The sequence below is a fragment of the Acidimicrobiia bacterium genome (assembly GCA_041394025.1).
GTDB lineage: Bacteria > Actinomycetota > Acidimicrobiia > IMCC26256 > JAOSJL01 > JAOSJL01.
Map to the genome: position 1 here is coordinate 498,613 of JAWKJA010000002.1, position 16,553 is coordinate 515,165.

A 16,553-nucleotide genomic window follows, 5' to 3' on the forward strand; every position below is an offset into this window, starting at 1 on the left:
AACCGACCGAACCACCGCGCGACGATGAGGTCACCGTGGAACATCAAGGGAACAACGCTCTGAACACCCAGCCGGGCCCCGCGCGCTACGACGTCGGAATCGTCGACCCCGACCCCGGGGCACGCATGCGGCTGTCGGTGCAGCTGTCCGGCGGCTCACCGTCGGCGACATTCGACACGGTCGAGGCCATGGCCGACGACCTGAGCGTCGACCGGCCCACCGTCGTCGTGTTCGGTCCCGGCCTCGGCGATGCCGGTGCTCTCCACCAGGTCCAGTGGCTGGCGAGGACGCAGCCCAACACCGGTGTCGTGATGGCGGTCGAGGAGCTCACGACAGAGCTGCTCCAGTCGGCCCTCCGCTCGGGAGTGCGCGACGTCGTGGCACTCGCCGACGACGCCCAGCTGAGTGAAGCCGTCGCCCGGGTCGGCGACGTACTCGTCCAGGAGGCCGCCCGGGCGGTCGCGGCCGACACGTCTTCGAAGCGCGGCAAGCTCATTGCCTCGTTCTCCACCAAGGGCGGTGTCGGCAAGAGCGTGGTCGCGGTCAACGTCGCCGCCGACCTGGCGCGGCGTACCGACGGCAACGTCTTCCTCGTGGATGCCGACCTCCAGTTCGGCGACGTCGCCGTCATGCTCCGGGTTCCGCCGAAGCACAGCGTCATCGACGCCGCAGCCTCGGTGCAGACGGCCGACGAGAGCCTCATGGAGAGCCTGTCGGTGGAACACCCTGCGTCGGGCCTCCGGGTCCTGGCGGCGCCGATCGAGCCCTCGGCCGCCGACCAGATCCGTCCGGCGGAGTTCATCCAGATCCTCTCACTGCTCCAGACGATGTCCGACTACGTCGTGGTCGACCTCCCCCCGCAGTTCGACGACGTCGTCCTGGCCACGATCGAGGCCGCCGACGAGGTCCTCCTCGTCGCCAGCATGGACATCCCGAGCATCAAGAACCTCAAGGTCGGCATGCAGACGCTCGATCTGCTGTCGCTCGCCGGGCCCAAGCTGAAGCTCGTCCTCAACCGGGCGAACGCCAAGGTCCGCCTCGACCTGAAGGAGATCGAACGAGCGCTCGACCTCCAGGTGCAGTTCCCGATCCCCTCCGACATCGCCGTGCCCCAGGCCGTGAACCGTGGCGTTCCCGTCATCTTCGACAGCCCGAAGTCGGGTGCCGCCGAGGCACTCGTCAAGATCGTCGACTTCTACACCGACGGCGCACCCTCGATCGAGCGCCCCGACGGGCCGACCGCGAGCGAAGGGGCCGATCCTGCGGAGTCGAGCGAGCCCGACGGTGGCGGCGGGCGGAAGACGAGAGACAAGAAGGAGAAGCGCCGTCGCCGGCGCCGCAAGGACCGTGATTGAGCCGGCGCCGCGCCCCCACGTCCACGGGAGAACCCATGGCTGAATACAACCGCTGGCAGGAGTTCCAGAAGACGCCGGTGTCGCACCGCACCTCCGAGATCGAGGAGATGCGGCTCAAGGTCCACCAGTTCGTCATCCAGGAGCTCGGGCCCGCTCTCAACGACGAGCGGCTCTCCGATCTCGAGCTGAAGCGCAAGGTCCACGAGCAGGTTCACGCCGCCCTCGCGCTGGAGAAGGCGGCGCTGTCCGCCGAGGAGAAGACCCAGTTCGTCGCCGACATCACCGACGACGTTCTCGGCTACGGACCTCTCGAGCCGTTGCTGCGGGACCCCGAGCTCACCGAGGTCATGGTCAACGGCCACGACGAGGTCTACATCGAGGTCGACGGGAAGATCAAGCGCACCGACGCACGGTTCATCGACGACGGTCACCTCCGACGGATCATCGACAAGATCGTCTCCGAGGTGGGCCGTCGCGTCGATGAGGCGACACCCATGGTCGACGCGCGGCTTCCCGACGGGTCTCGGGTGAACGTCGTCCTGCCGCCCCTGGCCATCGGCGGGCCGTTCCTCACGATCCGCCGCTTCGCGGCCGATCCCTATCAGGTCGATGACCTGATCCGGTTCGGCACTCTCACCGCCCAGGCCGCGCAGTTCCTCGAGCTGTGTGTTCGTGGTCGCCTCAACGTGATCGTGAGCGGGGGGACCGGCACCGGGAAGACCACGCTGTTGAACGTCCTGTCCTCGTTCATCCCCGAGGACGAGCGGATCGTCACACTCGAGGACGCCAAGGAGCTCCAGTTGCACCAGGAGCACGTGTGCTCGCTCGAGTCGCGCCCTCCGAACATCGAAGGCAGGGGGGAGGTCACCATCCGTGATCTCGTCCGCAACGCCCTGAGGATGAGGCCCGACCGCATCGTCGTGGGTGAGGCTCGCGGTGGTGAGGCGCTCGACATGCTCCAGGCCATGAACACGGGCCACGACGGCTCGCTCACGACGGTCCACTCCAACTCACCGCGCGACACTCTGGCGCGCGTCGAGACGATGTCGCTGATGGCCGGTATGGAGCTCCCGATGCGGGCCATCCGGGAGCAGATGGCGTCGGCGCTCGACGTGATCGTCCACCTGTCGCGTCTTCGCGACGGCACACGCCGGGTCACCCACATCTCGGAGGTACTCCAGATGGAGGGCGATGTCGTCGTGCTCCAGGACATCTACCTCTACGACTACTCGATGGGTGTCGACGAGAACGGCCGTTTCGCCGGCCACCTCAAGGCAAACGGGATCCGCCCGAGCTTCAGTGAGCGCCTCTCCGACCACGGCTTCGAGATGGCCCCCGAGCTCTTCACGCAGCAGCCCTACAAGCAGCGCGTCGTCGGGATCCGGTAGGCCCCGATGCAGATCCTCATCGCCGCCCTCCTGGGCATCGCCGTGGTGTCGCTGGCGATCGGCCTCGTGCTGGTCTTCACGCGCGACGACCCCACCGAGCAACTCGCCGAGTACCAGAGCGCCGCACTCCAGGGCAGGATCCCCGACGACGCGGACTACCACCTCGCCGAGACCGGCGTCATGCGGAGCGCCGTCGACGCGACCGAACGGTTCGCCGAGCGGGCCGGGTTCCTGGACCGCGTCGAGAACGAACTCGAACAGGCGGATCTCCCGCTCCGTGCGGCCGAAGCGCTGTTCTTCTACGTCGCAGGCGCGCTCGTGCTCACGGTGCTGGCTTTCGTCATCTCGGGTGAATGGGTGGCCGCGCTGATCGTGCTGGTCGTCGCCATCCTCGTTCCCATCGCCGTCGTCCGTTCTCGACGGGCCAAGCGGCTCCAGAGGTTCGAGGCCGAACTCCCCGACACGCTTGGCCTTCTCGCCGGATCGTTGCGTGCCGGGTTCTCCTTTCAACAGGGGCTGGAGGCCGTCGCCAACGACGCGTCGGGGCCCATGGGCGAGGAGCTCCGACGGGTCTTCAACGAGGTCCAGCTCGGGCGCACGCTCGAGGACGCTCTCGAGGACTCCGCCGACCGGATGGAGAGCGACGACCTCCAGTGGGCCGTCCTGGCCGTGAGAATCCAACGTGAGGCCGGCGGAAATCTCGCCGAGCTGCTCGACACGGTGGCCGAGACCATGGCCCAGCGCGAGCGCCTCCGCGCCGAGATCCGGACCCTGACCGCCGAGGGCAAGTTGTCGGGCATCGTGCTCGGGATATTCCCCTTCGCCTTCGCCGGCATACTCGTCCTGGTGTCCCCCGGGTATCTCGACGCACTCTTCGAGAACACCGCGGGCATCATCGCCATGATCGTTGCCGGAGCCGCCGCCGTGCTCGGCTTCTTCTGGCTCCGCAAGATCGTCGCGATCGAGGTCTGAGATGCTCTATCTGGCCATCGGGCTCCTCGCGGTGTCCGTCGTCGCCATTGTCTGGTACGTCGGATCGCTGGTCGGTGAACGGGCCGAGGCACGCGAGTCCCTGAAGCAGCTCGAGGGCTACCAGGTCACCGATGCCCGCGACCGGGAGATGCTCGAGGGCTTCACCGACCGTGTCGCCAAGCCACTCGCCGACGCCGTGGCGCGTCTCGGTAGCCGCTTCACGCCCGAGGGGTACGTCGAGCAGGTCGAGCAGAAGATCGTGTTCGCAGGCAGTCCGCCGGCACTGACGAGCGACCGGCTCCTGATCTACAAGGTGCTCGGGGCGCTCTCGGTGATCGTGTGGGCGCCGCTGCTTCTGCTGCTGATCGGGCTCGATGGGCTCTTCGGGATCATCGCCGTCGGGCTCCTCTGGTTCGCATCGTTCGTGGCGCCCGACGCCATCCTCAACCGTACGGTCGAGGCGCGCAAGCACGCCATGGCAGTACGCTTGCCGGACCTCCTGGATCTCATGGTCATCAGCGTGGAGGCGGGCCTCGGGTTCGAGCAGGCGCTCGACCGGACCACGCAGGCCATTCCCGGTGACCTGTCCGACGAATTCCGCCGGGTGCTCCGTGAGACGCGGATCGGCTCGTCGCGAGCCGACGCGTTGCGCGCTCTCGACGAGCGCACGCAGGTTGCCGAGCTCCACACATTCATCCTCGCCATGCTCCAGGCCGACACCTTCGGAGTGTCGATCGCCCGGGTCCTGCGGTCGCAGGCTGCCGACATGCGGGTCATGCGTCGGTTCCGTGCCCAGGAGGAGGCGCAGAAAGCGCCGGTGAAGATGCTCTTCCCCCTCGTCTTCTGCATCTTCCCGGCCGTGTTCGTCGTGATCATCGGGCCGGCGATGATCCGCCTCCTCGACGCGCTGTAGTACCCCTTGTCGTCGTCCGAGGGGTCGACGCCCGCCACCTCGGCGGAGAACGGTCGAAGCCCTGGTTCCGACGGCCGTGGGCGGATTCGTGCTCCGGGCTTCGACGCCATCATCACGGTGGTGTTCGCGCTCGCCGGCTTCGGATTCGGGCTCCAGCGCCTGTTCGACAACTCGTTCCTCTGGCATCTGCGTACAGGCGAGCTGATCCTGGATTCCGGGGGCATCCCACGGGCGGACCCGTACTCGTACACCGCCGCGGGCACGGAGTGGGTCGTGCAGTCCTGGTTGGCCGAGGTGGTCTATGCCGGAATCGACCGCGCGGTCGGCCCGTTCGGCATCCGTCTCCTGGGTGCGCTGGCGGGCGCCGCCCTGATGGTGCTGTTGTTCCGCCTGGCTCTACGGCTGGCGAAGGAGACCTGGCGGGCTGCCGGCCTGACGCTCGTCGCCGCGCTCACCGTTCGCCAGCTCTGGACGGTCCGCCCGCTGGCGTTCGGGCTGGTGCTGTTCGCCGCCCTGGTGTGGATCGTGGAGGTCCGGGACTCACGGGCCCGGCGCCACGTGCTGTGGCTCCTCCCGCTCCTCTTCTGGTTGTGGGTCAACGTTCACGGGAGCTTCGCCCTGGGCTTTCTCTACATCGCGCTCCACCTCGCCGGTGGGTGGTGGGATGGTCGCCGACCCTGGGAGGGAGAGCCTCGGCGCCTCCTGATCGCCACGGCGCTGTCGAGTGTCGCAGTGTTCCTCACACCGCTGGGGTACAAGCTCGTGCTCTTCCCCGTGCGCGTCCTCGACCGCGGCGACATGTTCCGCAGAGTCGTCGAATGGGCGTCCCCCGACTTCCGGGAGCCGACAGGCCTCTTCTTCGGGTTGTGGCTCGCCGTCCTGCTCGTCGTGATCGCACGGGGGGTCCACCGGATCAGCCGACGTGATCTCGTCGTCCTGGTGCCGTTCGTCCTGATGGCACTCTGGGCTCAGCGGAACATCGCCGTCGTTCCCCTCGTGACCCTTCCCATCGCCGCACGGGCCGTGGCCGTGGGTACCGACCGGGCGGCCGGGCGAGCCCGACCCATGGCGATGATCCCGGCTTGGGGCTTCCTGGCGGTCCTGGCCGCCGCCTTCGTCGTGCTCACAGCCGGGGCAGCGGCCGAGGACGACTTCGCCCTGGATCGCTACCCGGTCGACGCTGTCGAGTTCCTCGAGGGGGAGGGCCTGACCGGGAGCCGGATCTTCACGACCGACGGGTGGGCCGGCTACCTGATTCTCGAGGAATGGCCGTCCCAGAAGGTCTTCATGGACGACCGCGTCGACATGTACCCCCGGGAGGTTCTCGACGACTACGTCGAGGTCACGACCGTCGGTTCGGGGTGGGAGGAGGTCCTCGACCGACGCGACGTCGAGGTCGTGCTGTGGCCGACGGACGAGGCACTCAACCAGGTCCTCGACATCGATCCGGAATGGGTCGTGGCCTACGAGGACGACCAAACCGCTGTGTACGTCCGGGAGGAGTAGCGCCCCCGACCCGTCGCCGGGCGAGACGCGACAGGGCCGCCGGCCAAGTCACCGGGCACGGATACCCGGCGCCGAGCGGCGGCCCTGAGCGTCGTCGCCGACGCCGCTAGTCGACCTCGCTAGTTGACCTTGTCGAGCTCATTGCCGACGGTGCTGAAGGTCTCGCTGGTCTCGTTCCCGACCAGCGTCACGGCGGCGATGACGACGACGGCGATGAGCGCGGCGAGGAGCACGTACTCGATCATGGTCGCACCACGCTCGTCGTTGGCGAAGCGGGTCTGGAGCCAAGCCTTCACGTAGAGGAGGTTCATGGATTGTGCCTTTCCTGTTCGACCGGGGGTCCCGGATCACGGAACCCGGGGAGCTCCCGGGTGTCAACCTCATTATCGACACGCAGCGTGGTGGATGGTATGGGTCGTGCGGCCCATTGTGCCCGATGTGTGAGGATGGCGCATTAGCTCGAAATGACTAGTACCTGTACGCTGTCGCCGGGTACGGCCCGGGCCGGGCGCGATGGCCGCCGGCCGCCGTGCCGGTGCCCGCCGGGTAACAGGAGGTGTCGGAGGCGCCGTCAGCGCAGCTGCACGATCCCCTGGCGGACGGCGTCGAGAACGGCCTGGGTGCGGTCCCTGGCGTCGAGCTTGGCGTACACCGACGCCAGGTGGTTCTTGACGGTCTTCGTGCTGATGAAGAGCTCCTCGGCGATCTGGGCGGTGGAGCGCCCGTCGGCCACGAGCTGGAGGATCTCCTCCTCCCGGCCCGTGAGCGGTGACGCCCTGTCGCCGCCCGGTTCGGGCGTCCGCAGCTCACCGAGCATCCCGGCGCCGATCTCGGGGGTGAGGACAACCTCTCCGGCCGCCACGGACCGCACGGCTGCCACGACGTCGGACATGGCGGAGTCCTTGCCCATGAATGCGACGGCGCCGGCCCGGACGGCATCGGCCAGGAGCCGCCCGTCCCCGTGCATCGTGAGGACCGCCACCCTGACATCGGGCAGCTCTGCGGTGATCTGGCGGGTCGCCTCCACGCCGTCGAGGACCGGCATCGTGATGTCCATCACGATCACGTCGGGCGCGGTGTCGAGCGCCAGCCGGACGGCTTCACCGCCGTCGCCCGCCTCTCCGACCACGTCGAAGTCGGCTTCCTCCAGGGCCGACCGCAGTGCATGACGGAGGAGCGTGTGGTCGTCGGCCAGTAGCACGCGCGTCATTGCGGGCACTCGACCTCGACGGTCACCCGTGTCCCGCGCCCGGGAGCGCTCCACAGGGTGATGTGCGCGTCGATGGCGGCGGCACGTTCGTCCATGCCGGTGAGACCGTAGTGGCCGTCCCGCTCGGCATCACCGCGAAAGCCCCGGCCGTTGTCGACGACCTCGAGTCGCGTTCGGCTGCCGGTCTGCTCCCAGGACAGCCGACATTCGGAGGCGTCGGCGTGCCGTTCGACGTTGGTGAGAGCCTCCTGGGCGATCCGGAGGAGCTCCCGTTCGACGGGGAGGGGGAGCCGACGGTCGGAGGAGGGGAGACGGAGGTCGAGTTGGATACCGGTCCGGGCGGCCCAGTGGCGCGTGTAGTCCTCCAGGGCGCTTCGGAGGCTCCGTCGGTCGTCGACCGTGACCCGCAGGTCGTACAGCGCCAGGCGCAGGTCCGAGATCTGCGCGTGCACGACGTCGCGGAGCTGGTCGATCTGCGGGTCGTCGTTCTCGGCGCCGAGCCGCTCGAGCTCGAACGAGACGTACGCGAGCGACTGCGCGAAGTCGTCGTGGAGCTCACGCGCGATGCGCGCGCGCTCCTCTTCGGCCGCCAGCGTGCGGATGCTCGCGAACATCACGGCATTGTCGACAGCGAGTGCGACGGGTGTGGCGAGCCCGCTCAGGATCCGGACCTCGTCGGCTCCGAACGCTCTCGGCCTCCGGTGCTCCAGCGCCAGGAGCCCCGTCGTGCGCTCGCCCGCGATGAGCGGGATGTACAGCGCGCTCCGGGCGCTCGGGGAAAGGCCGGTGTGGCCCGTGGCGAGGAGGTCGGTCTCGAGAACGACACGGTCGTCGGCCAGGGCGATCACAGCGGCCGGCGGGAGAGCCGCGTCGTCGACGGTTCGGTGCAGGGAGGTGCCGTCGGCCATCTCGACGGACCAGTCGGAGGTCGCCTCCCTCCGCAGGAGCACCACGAGGGCGTGGTACTCCGTGATGCGGCGGATCTGGTCGCGGGTCGACGCCAGGACGTCGGTGAGATCGAGGCGGGCGGGCAGTGAGCGGCTGAGGCTCTGCAACGCCCGGAGCAGGTCGTTGACCTCGCCCAGGCGCCGGAGGTCGCTGGCCTCGCGGGCCTGGCGCCGTTGGATGTCGAGCGCGAGGCCGCGGGCAAACCCGCACGCCGCGGAAATCGTCGCGTACACGAGCGTCAGTTGCGCACCTGATCGGGCGTGGTCGCTCACGCCGCCCGTGATCAGCTCACCGACGATGATCCCCCCGATGGCCACGATCGTTGCTCCGATCGTGGCCACATAGCCCGAGCCGAGCCCGGCGATCACGACGGGCGTGGCGGGCGTGAGGACGAAGGCACTGTCCCATCCGCCGCTGATGGACACCGCGACGACCGTCAGGAGCAGTTCGATCCCGATGGCACCGAGGCCCGCCGGGCGACCTTCCACCCTGATCGGGACGAAGGAGCGCCACGTGGCGATCACCACGAGCGCGACGGCCGCCACGACCGTGCCGGTCGTACGCGGAGCAACACGCAGCAACAGCAGCGCGCCCGCGATGAGAAGTGCCGTCCAGCGGATGAAGGTCGCCAGGACACCCAACGACCGGTCCCGCACGATCTCCGAGAGGTAGGCGTCGCCGGCCGCCGTACGCGCCCGGCCGAGTGGGGGTATCGGCGCCGACGTGGTCGATACGGGGCCCGGCGTGACGCTCACCCCCCGATTGTCCCACGGGCCGCCGCCCACGCCGCGCCATGCCATGCCGTCGCCGTCCCGGTGACCAGCGGGAGCGAACGACACCACGACCCCGGCGGCAGCGACGTCCGTAGACTGCCGGCCCATGTTCACCGTCGGCCTCACGGGGGGTATCGGGTCCGGCAAGTCGGCCGTGGCCGACCTGCTCGCCCGCCGCGGCGTGATCGTGATCGACACCGACGCCCTGGCCCGTGAGGTCGTCGAGCCGGGACGCCCGGCCTTCGACGCCGTCGTGGAACGTTTCGGGGAGGCGGTTGTGGGCCCCGACGGGTCTCTCGACCGCCCCGCCCTGGCGGCACTCGTCTTCGAGGACGACGCCGCGCGCACCGATCTCGAGGCGATCACGCACCCGGCCATCGGGGAGGCTCTCCTCGAGAGGGTCGCCGCTGCCCCGGCGGATGCCGTGATCGTGATGGAGGTGCCGTTGCTCGTCGAGAAGGGCTTCCGCACCTACGACATGGTCGTCGTCGTCGAGGCGCCTCGAGACACGCGCCTGCGACGCCTCGAGGGGCGTGGGCTCGGGCAGGCCGACGCCGAGGCCCGGATCGCCAGCCAGGCCACCGACGGGGAGCGGCGCGCCGTGGCGGACGCCGTCATCGACAACTCCGGTGACGAGCAGGACCTCGAGCGCGAGGTCGACCGCCTGTGGGCCGAGATCGACGCAGCCCGGCGGGCCCGGCACGCGGACTGACAAGCCGCGTTCGTCGTCACACCCGGTCTGTACAGTGGCCACATGGCCGATCTGGAGCTCATCGCCGATTTCGCACCCGAGGGCGACCAGCCGGAGGCCATCGAGCGTCTGGTCGAGGGTGTCGAGGCGGGTGAGCGGTTCCAGACGCTCCTCGGGATCACGGGATCGGGGAAGTCGTTCACGATCGCCGGGATGCTCGAGCGCCTCCGGCGCCCGGCGCTCGTGCTGGCGCCCAACAAGAGCCTCGCCGCCCAGTTGGCGGCCGAGTTCCGCGAGTTCTTCCCGAAGAACCGCGTCGAGTACTTCGTCTCCTACTACGACTACTACCAGCCGGAGGCCTACGTTCCCGCCACCGACACGTTCATCGAGAAGGACTCCTCGATCAACGACGAGATCGACCGGTTGCGCCACTCGGCCACGGCTGCGGTCCTCACACGCCGCGACGTCATCGTCGTGGCGTCGGTGTCCGCGATCTACGGGCTCGGGGCCCCCGAGGAGTACGCCCGCCAGCTCCTGATGGTCGGGGTCGGGGAGAGCCACGACCAGCGCGACATCCTCACGAAGCTCGTCGACCTCCAGTACGAGCGCAACGACTACGAGTTCACCCGCAACAAGTTCCGTGTGCGCGGCGACACGCTCGAGGTCTTCCCCGCCTACGAGGAGCACGCCGTGCGCATCGAGCTCTTCGGCGACGACGTGGAGCGGATCGTGGCGTTCGACCCCCTCACAGGCGAGGTGATGGAGCCCCTCGACCGTCTCGTCGTCTTCCCGGCCTCGCACTACGTCACCTCCGACGAGCGGATGCGCGACGCCATCGAGGGCATCGAGCTCGAGATGGTCGACCGGCTCCGACACCTGGAGAAGAAGGGCAAGCTGCTCGAGGCGCAGCGCCTGCGGATGCGCACCACCTACGACATCGAGATGCTGCGCGAGGTCGGGATGTGCTCGGGGATCGAGAACTACTCGCGCTATCTCGACGGGCGTGATGCCGGCCAGCCGCCCTACACGCTGCTCGACTACTTCCCCGACGACTTCGTCATGGTCGTCGACGAGTCGCACGTGGCGGTCCCGCAGCTCCACGGCCAGTTCGCCGGCGACAAGTCGCGCAAGGACACGCTGGTCGAGCACGGATTCCGGCTCCCCTCCGCTCTCGACAACCGCCCGCTGCGCTTCGAGGAGTGGGAGGAGCGCGTGAACCAGGTCGTCTTCATGTCGGCCACACCCGGTGACTACGAGATCGAAAGATCAGATCGCGTCGTGGAGCAGATCGTGCGCCCCACGGGTCTCGTCGACCCGGAGGTCATCGTGCGCCCCACGAAGGGCCAGATCGACGACCTCGTCTCCGAGATCACCGAACGGGCCGAGGCCGACCAGAGAGTTCTCGTCACGACGCTCACGAAGAAGATGGCCGAGGATCTCACCGACTATCTCCTCGAGCTGGGTGTGCGCGTCCGCTACCTCCACAGCGAGGTCGACACCCTCGAGCGGGTCGATCTCCTGCGGAGCCTCCGGCTGGGGGAGTACGACGTGCTCGTCGGCATCAACCTCCTGCGCGAGGGCCTCGACCTCCCCGAGGTGTCGCTCGTGGCCATCCTCGACGCCGACAAGGAGGGCTTCCTGCGCTCCGACACGTCGCTCATCCAGATGATCGGCCGCGCGGCCCGCAACGTCGACGGGCAGGTCGTGATGTACGCCGACCAGGTCACCGACTCGATGCGCACGGCCATCGGCGAGACGACGCGTCGGCGGAAGCGACAGCTCGAGTACAACGCCGAGCACGGCATCGATCCCCAGACCATCCGCAAGAAGGTGGTCGACATCCTGGAGATGGTCCAGGCCCGAGACGGCGACGCCACGGCCGGCAGCCGCGACCGGTCGGGGCGCCGGCGCCGGCTCGCTGAAGACGTCGCCGAGTTGCCCGACGACGAGTTGGGGCGCCTCATCCAGGCCCTCGAGGCCGAGATGCACGAGGCCGCCCGCGACCTCCGCTTCGAGGAGGCGGCGCGGCTGCGCGACGAGCTCTCCGACCTGAAGCGCGAGCTCCGTGAGGTCGGCTGAGCCGGTTCACCGCACCCCGAACATCCGTTCGATCCACGTGCCGACCTGGCTACACTGGGCCGATGACCGACTCCCTCGTCATCCGCGGGGCGCGTGAGCACAACCTCAAGAACATCGATCTCACCGTTCCCCGCGACGAGCTGATCGTCTTCACGGGCCTGTCGGGCTCGGGGAAGTCGAGCCTCGCCTTCGACACGATCTACGCCGAGGGGCAGCGACGCTACGTGGAGTCCCTGTCGGCGTATGCACGTCAGTTCCTCGGCCAGATGGACAAGCCCGACGTGGACTTCATCGAGGGCCTGTCACCGGCGATCTCGATCGACCAGAAGGCGGCGTCGCGCAACCCACGGTCCACCGTCGGCACGATCACCGAGGTCTACGACTACCTGCGCCTTCTCTACGCCCGCATCGGTGTGCCGCACTGCCCGGAGTGCGGGAGGGTCATCACCCGCCAGACCCCCCAGCAGATCGTCGACCGGGTCCTCGAGCTGCCCGACGGGACGCGCTTCCAGGTGCTGGCGCCGGTCGTGCGGGGCCGCAAGGGCCAGTACGACGGCATGCTCGCGGAGCTCGCGCAGCAGGGATTCACCCGGGCGCGCGTCGACGGCGAGGTGATCGACCTGTCGGAGACGAGAGGCGACCAGCCTGAGCTGGAGCGCTACGAGCAGCACACGATCGAAATCGTGGTCGACCGCCTCGTGCGGAAGAAGGGCATCGAGCGCCGCCTGGCCGACTCCCTCGAGACCGCACTCCGTCTCGCCGACGGCGTCGCGGAGATCGAGATCGTGCCCCGCCAGACCGACGGCGACGCTCCTGACGACGAGGAACCGGAGCTCCTCACCTTCTCGGAGCACCTGGCGTGCGACCACTGTGGGATCTCCTTCGAGGAGCTCGCACCGCGCAACTTCTCGTTCAACTCTCCCTACGGAGCGTGTGATGCCTGCGACGGGCTCGGCACGCGCTACGAGGTCGATCCCGAACTGGTGGTCCCCGACGAGGATCTCAGCCTCGACGACGGAGCGATCGCCCCGTGGGCGGGCTTTCGCGGCGAGTACTTCAGCCGCGTCCTCGGAGTGCTCGCCGAGGAGGAGGGATTCTCCACCGAGAAGCCCTGGAAACGACTCTCCAAGAGGGCGAAGAAGACGATCCTTCACGGAGCCGGTGGCCAGAAGTTCACCGTTCGCTACAGGAACCGCTTCGGGCGCCAGCGTCAGTACTCGAGCAGGTTCGAGGGTGTGATCCCCTGGCTCGAGCGTCGCCACGAGGAGACCGACTCCGACCGGTCGCGTGAGCAGATCGAGGGCTACATGCGCCTCGTTCCGTGCCCGGCGTGTGGTGGTGCCCGCCTGCGACCGGCGTCGCTCGCTGTCACGATCGGTGGCAAGGGCATCCACGAGGTCGGCGACATGTCCATTCGCGGGACCGCCGAGTTCTTCGCCGAGGTCCAGTTGTCCGAACGCGAGGCGATGATCGCCGAACGGGTGCTGAAGGAGGTCAACGAGCGGCTGCGCTTCCTCCTCGACGTCGGTCTCGACTACCTGAGCCTCAACCGTTCGTCGGGAACGCTCGCCGGCGGTGAGGCGCAACGGATCCGCCTCGCCTCCCAGGTCGGGAGCGGGCTGGTCGGGGTGCTCTACGTGCTCGACGAGCCGTCGATCGGCCTGCACCAGCGCGACAACCGGCGACTGATCGACACGCTGCTCCGCCTCCGCTCCCTCGGCAACACCGTCCTCGTCGTGGAGCACGACGAGGAGACCATCCGTGTCGCCGACCGCGTCGTCGACATCGGTCCGGGCGCCGGTGAGCACGGAGGCGAGATCGTCGTGTCGGGCTCCGTCGACGAGTTGACCGCCACACCCGCGTCCATCACCGGTCAGTACCTCTCGGGGGAGCGGGAGATCGCTGTCCCCGAGCTGCGCCGGGCCCCGGGTGAGGAGTGGCTCGCCGTACGGGGCGCCCGGGAGCACAACCTCCACGACCTCGACGTGGAGATCCCCCTCGGCTGCTTCGTCTGCGTCACGGGTGTGAGTGGCTCGGGGAAGTCCACGCTCGTGAACGACATCCTCTACCGGGCGCTCATGAAGCGGATCTACAACTCCCGCGAGGTGCCGGGCCGCCACAAGGGCATCGACGGCGAGGAGCACCTCGACAAGGTCATCAACATCGACCAGTCGCCGATCGGCCGCACGCCCCGTTCCAATCCGGCCACCTACACCGGTGTCTTCGACAAGATCCGCGCCCTGTTCGCCAAGACCCACGAGGCGAAGGTGCGCGGCTACCAGCCGGGCCGCTTCTCCTTCAACGTGAAGGGTGGCCGCTGCGAGGCCTGCTCGGGCGACGGCACGCTGAGGATCGAGATGCACTTCCTCCCCGACGTCTACGTGCCGTGCGAGGTGTGCAAGGGCGCCCGCTACAACCGCGACACCCTCGACATCACCTGGAAGAACCGCAACATCGCCGAGGTGCTCGACCTCTCCATCGAGGACGCCCTCGAGGTCTTCGGGAACCAGCCCGCCATCGCCCGACGGCTCCAGACCCTGGTCGACGTCGGTCTCGGCTACGTGCGCCTCGGCCAGCCGGCGCCCACGCTGTCGGGCGGCGAGGCGCAGCGTGTGAAGCTCTCGACGGAGTTGGGAAAGCGTTCGACGGGCCGCACGATCTACCTGCTCGACGAGCCCACGACCGGCCTGCACTTCGATGATGTCCGGCGCCTGCTCGGGGTTCTCGGCCGCCTGGTCGACGCCGGCAACACGGTGCTCGTGATCGAGCACAACCTCGATGTCATCAAGTCGGCCGACTGGCTCGTCGACCTCGGCCCCGAGGGAGGCGACGGCGGCGGCACCGTCGTCGCCGAAGGCACACCCGAGGCGGTCGCCAAGGTTCCCGAGAGCCACACAGGGCGCTTCCTGGCACCGATCCTGGGCCTCGGCTGACCCGCGACCCCCCGTGCCGGTTCCACCGTCGATGACAGCAGACGATCCCGAGATCGGGCGGGACCCCGGTACGGGGAACCGCCCGTCCGCCTCCACGCGCGTTGCGTCCGCCCTCCGCCGCCCCGTCGTGGCCGGGATCGTGCTCTTCCTCGTCTACGTCGCAGGCTCGTTCGTCACCGACCCGGGTGGCTCCCTCAGCTCGGACGTCGGTTCCAAGGTCGCCGCCGTCCGGGCCGCCGAGGAGAACGGCGGCGTCGACATCGACGTCGGGTACTGGGCGGAGGAGGCGGACCCGGACGGGTCCTTCCACGCGCTGTACCAGACGCATCGGGTCGACGACGCGTGGGTCCCCGTCACGACGCTTCCGTTCCTCGGCCCTGCGATTCCGCTGTGGTGGGTCGGCGGCTACCGCGCGGTCGTCCTGCTCGCCATGCTCGGATCCGTGGCAACGGCCTTCGCTGCACGCTCGCTCGCCATGCGGCTCGGAGCACACACGGGCTGGAGCGCCTACTGGCTCACGGGACTGGCGTCACCGGTCGCCCTGTACGCACTCGTGTTCTGGGAGCACTCGGTGGGCCTTGCACTCATGGCGTGGGCGGTCGTGGCCCTCGTGGATGCCTTCCGGAACTCCGGCGAGTGGTGGCGGGCAGGCGTCGCAGGCCTCCTCTTCGGTGTGGCAGGAACCATGCGCACGGAGGCCCTTCTCTTCGGCGCCGTCGCCACCGTCGTCGTTCTCGTGCGGCTGCTCGTGGATGCGCGAACGAGTCGCAGGAAGCTGACGGCTGCGGCCCGTCGGGGCCTCGCGGCGGGTTGTGCCGCACTGGTCGGTGTCGCCCTCCCGTTGCTCGCCAACGACCTCCTCGAACGTGCGTGGCTCGGTGCCTCGCTGAGATCGGGGCGAGCGACCGGCGCCGCGGGGGACGCCGTGGAGAACTCCGCCCAGCGAATCGATGAAACCTTCCGCAGTCTGCTCGGGCTGAACCGCATCCAGGAGCCTGCGCTCGACGCAGCCATCGGGTTCGTCATCGTGGTGACACTCGTCGGCGGGGCGGCGTTCTTGCGGCGGCGCGGGGGTGGCCGTCTCGTCCCCGTGGCGATGATGCTCACCGCGTGGACGCTTCTTGTCGCCGTGTTCGCCGATCGGCTGAGCTTCCTGCCGGGGCTCTTCATCGCCTCCCCGCTCGCCGCGTACGGCGTGGTGGCGATGTGGGAAACACCGGACCGACGGATGATCGGGGCGATAGCGCTCCTGGCCATTCCCGGCGTCCTGTTGACGGCGTACGTCGGAGGCGCCGGCCCCCAGTGGGGCGGCCGCTACCTCCTCCTGTCGGGGCTGCTTCTCCTCGTCGTGGCGACCGTCGCACTCCGCGACCTCGGCCGTGTCGGGACGGCCCTGCTCGTCGGGCCCGCCATCGCCGTCACCGTCTTCGGCTTTGCATGGACCGTCCAGCGGTCGCACGCCCTGGCGGACTTCGGCCGGGTCCTCGAGGAACGCCCGGAGCCCGTCGTGATCTCGGCGTCGCCGTACCAACTGCGTGAGGCCGGAGCCTTCTACGAGGATGGTCGCTACCTCACGTTGCCCCGGCGTTCCCTGGTCACGGAGCTCGCCGATGTGCTGGAGGAGCTCGACGTCGACGAGTTCGCACTGGTCGACATCGACGACGGCCGCCCTCCGGTCGGGCCGGTCGGTCCGTACGAGCCCGACGCGGTCGACACCGCGCAGTTCCTCCCCGGTGTCGACGTGACCATCACGCACTACGAGGCGGTGGGCTGACCCGCCATCGG

Annotated in this window: 12 protein-coding genes; 9 read left to right on the forward strand and 3 right to left on the reverse strand. The window is 68.8% G+C overall.

Features of this window, described 5'->3' with window-relative positions:
* Positions 1–35 precede the first annotated feature (35 nt).
* The 5 genes from R3A49_02225 to R3A49_02245 all read left to right on the forward strand — a co-directional run bounded on the left by R3A49_02225 (position 36) and on the right by R3A49_02245 (position 6,134).
* A complete protein-coding gene (locus tag R3A49_02225; protein MEZ5169547.1) occupies positions 36–1,355 on the forward strand; it encodes an AAA family ATPase in 1,320 nt (439 codons plus the stop codon).
* A gap of 107 nt (positions 1,356–1,462) precedes the next feature.
* Complete coding sequence (locus tag R3A49_02230; GenBank protein MEZ5169548.1) at positions 1,463–2,743, forward strand: CpaF family protein; 1,281 nt, start codon at positions 1,463–1,465, stop codon at positions 2,741–2,743.
* Positions 2,744–2,749: 6 nt separating this feature from the next.
* Positions 2,750–3,715, forward strand: coding sequence for a type II secretion system F family protein (locus R3A49_02235; GenBank protein ID MEZ5169549.1), 966 nt, complete (start codon positions 2,750–2,752; stop codon positions 3,713–3,715).
* A gap of 1 nt (position 3,716) precedes the next feature.
* Complete coding sequence (locus R3A49_02240; protein ID MEZ5169550.1) at positions 3,717–4,628, forward strand: type II secretion system F family protein; 912 nt, start codon at positions 3,717–3,719, stop codon at positions 4,626–4,628.
* Between the two features lie 6 nt (positions 4,629–4,634).
* Positions 4,635–6,134 carry a hypothetical protein gene (locus tag R3A49_02245; GenBank protein MEZ5169551.1) on the forward strand — a complete coding sequence of 500 codons (1,500 nt, stop codon included), beginning with the start codon at positions 4,635–4,637 and terminating at the stop codon, positions 6,132–6,134.
* A gap of 119 nt (positions 6,135–6,253) precedes the next feature.
* Here R3A49_02245 and R3A49_02250 read toward each other — a convergent pair whose 3' ends face one another.
* From R3A49_02250 to R3A49_02260, 3 genes are all read right to left on the reverse strand, one after another.
* Positions 6,254–6,445, reverse strand: a complete 192-nt coding sequence (locus tag R3A49_02250; protein ID MEZ5169552.1) for a Flp family type IVb pilin — start codon at positions 6,443–6,445, stop codon at positions 6,254–6,256.
* Between the two features lie 260 nt (positions 6,446–6,705).
* Entirely contained in the window at positions 6,706–7,344 is a 639-nt protein-coding gene (locus R3A49_02255; protein ID MEZ5169553.1) for a response regulator transcription factor, read from the reverse strand.
* The gene (locus R3A49_02260; GenBank protein ID MEZ5169554.1) at positions 7,341–9,047 is read right to left on the reverse strand and encodes a GAF domain-containing protein; all 1,707 of its coding nucleotides are present in this window, start codon (positions 9,045–9,047) and stop codon (positions 7,341–7,343) included. Before R3A49_02260 ends, R3A49_02255 begins: the two co-directional genes overlap by 4 nt.
* Positions 9,048–9,171: 124 nt before the next feature.
* On the opposite strand from R3A49_02260, the gene coaE reads away from it, so the two are divergent.
* The 4 genes from coaE to R3A49_02280 all read left to right on the forward strand — a co-directional run bounded on the left by coaE (position 9,172) and on the right by R3A49_02280 (position 16,542).
* Positions 9,172–9,777: a dephospho-CoA kinase gene (gene coaE / locus R3A49_02265; GenBank protein ID MEZ5169555.1), complete on the forward strand. Its 606-nt coding sequence runs from the start codon at positions 9,172–9,174 to the stop codon at positions 9,775–9,777.
* Between the two features lie 42 nt (positions 9,778–9,819).
* Positions 9,820–11,835 (forward strand): excinuclease ABC subunit UvrB, encoded by a 2,016-nt coding sequence (uvrB, locus tag R3A49_02270; GenBank protein MEZ5169556.1) that lies wholly within the window; start codon positions 9,820–9,822, stop codon positions 11,833–11,835.
* Between the two features lie 62 nt (positions 11,836–11,897).
* On the forward strand, positions 11,898–14,768 hold the full coding sequence (gene uvrA, locus R3A49_02275; GenBank protein ID MEZ5169557.1) for an excinuclease ABC subunit UvrA: 2,871 nt from the start codon (positions 11,898–11,900) through the stop codon (positions 14,766–14,768).
* 13 nt (positions 14,769–14,781) lie between these two features.
* On the forward strand, positions 14,782–16,542 hold the full coding sequence (locus R3A49_02280; protein MEZ5169558.1) for a hypothetical protein: 1,761 nt from the start codon (positions 14,782–14,784) through the stop codon (positions 16,540–16,542).
* The last annotated feature ends 11 nt before the right edge of the window (positions 16,543–16,553 follow it).

What these genes read in the sequence shown, in the direction of transcription:
- uvrB (MEZ5169556.1), top strand. Translation starts at nt 9,820, where the DNA reads ATGGCCGATCTGGAGCTCATCGCCGATTTCGCACCCGAGGGCGACCAG.
- uvrA (MEZ5169557.1), top strand. Translation starts at nt 11,898, where the DNA reads ATGACCGACTCCCTCGTCATCCGCGGGGCGCGTGAGCACAACCTCAAG.
- R3A49_02235 (MEZ5169549.1), top strand. Translation starts at nt 2,750, where the DNA reads ATGCAGATCCTCATCGCCGCCCTCCTGGGCATCGCCGTGGTGTCGCTG.
- R3A49_02230 (MEZ5169548.1), top strand. Translation starts at nt 1,463, where the DNA reads ATGCGGCTCAAGGTCCACCAGTTCGTCATCCAGGAGCTCGGGCCCGCT.
- R3A49_02250 (MEZ5169552.1), bottom strand. Translation starts at nt 6,445, where the DNA reads ATGAACCTCCTCTACGTGAAGGCTTGGCTCCAGACCCGCTTCGCCAAC.
- R3A49_02255 (MEZ5169553.1), bottom strand. Translation starts at nt 7,344, where the DNA reads ATGACGCGCGTGCTACTGGCCGACGACCACACGCTCCTCCGTCATGCA.
- R3A49_02240 (MEZ5169550.1), top strand. Translation starts at nt 3,717, where the DNA reads ATGCTCTATCTGGCCATCGGGCTCCTCGCGGTGTCCGTCGTCGCCATT.
- coaE (MEZ5169555.1), top strand. Translation starts at nt 9,172, where the DNA reads ATGTTCACCGTCGGCCTCACGGGGGGTATCGGGTCCGGCAAGTCGGCC.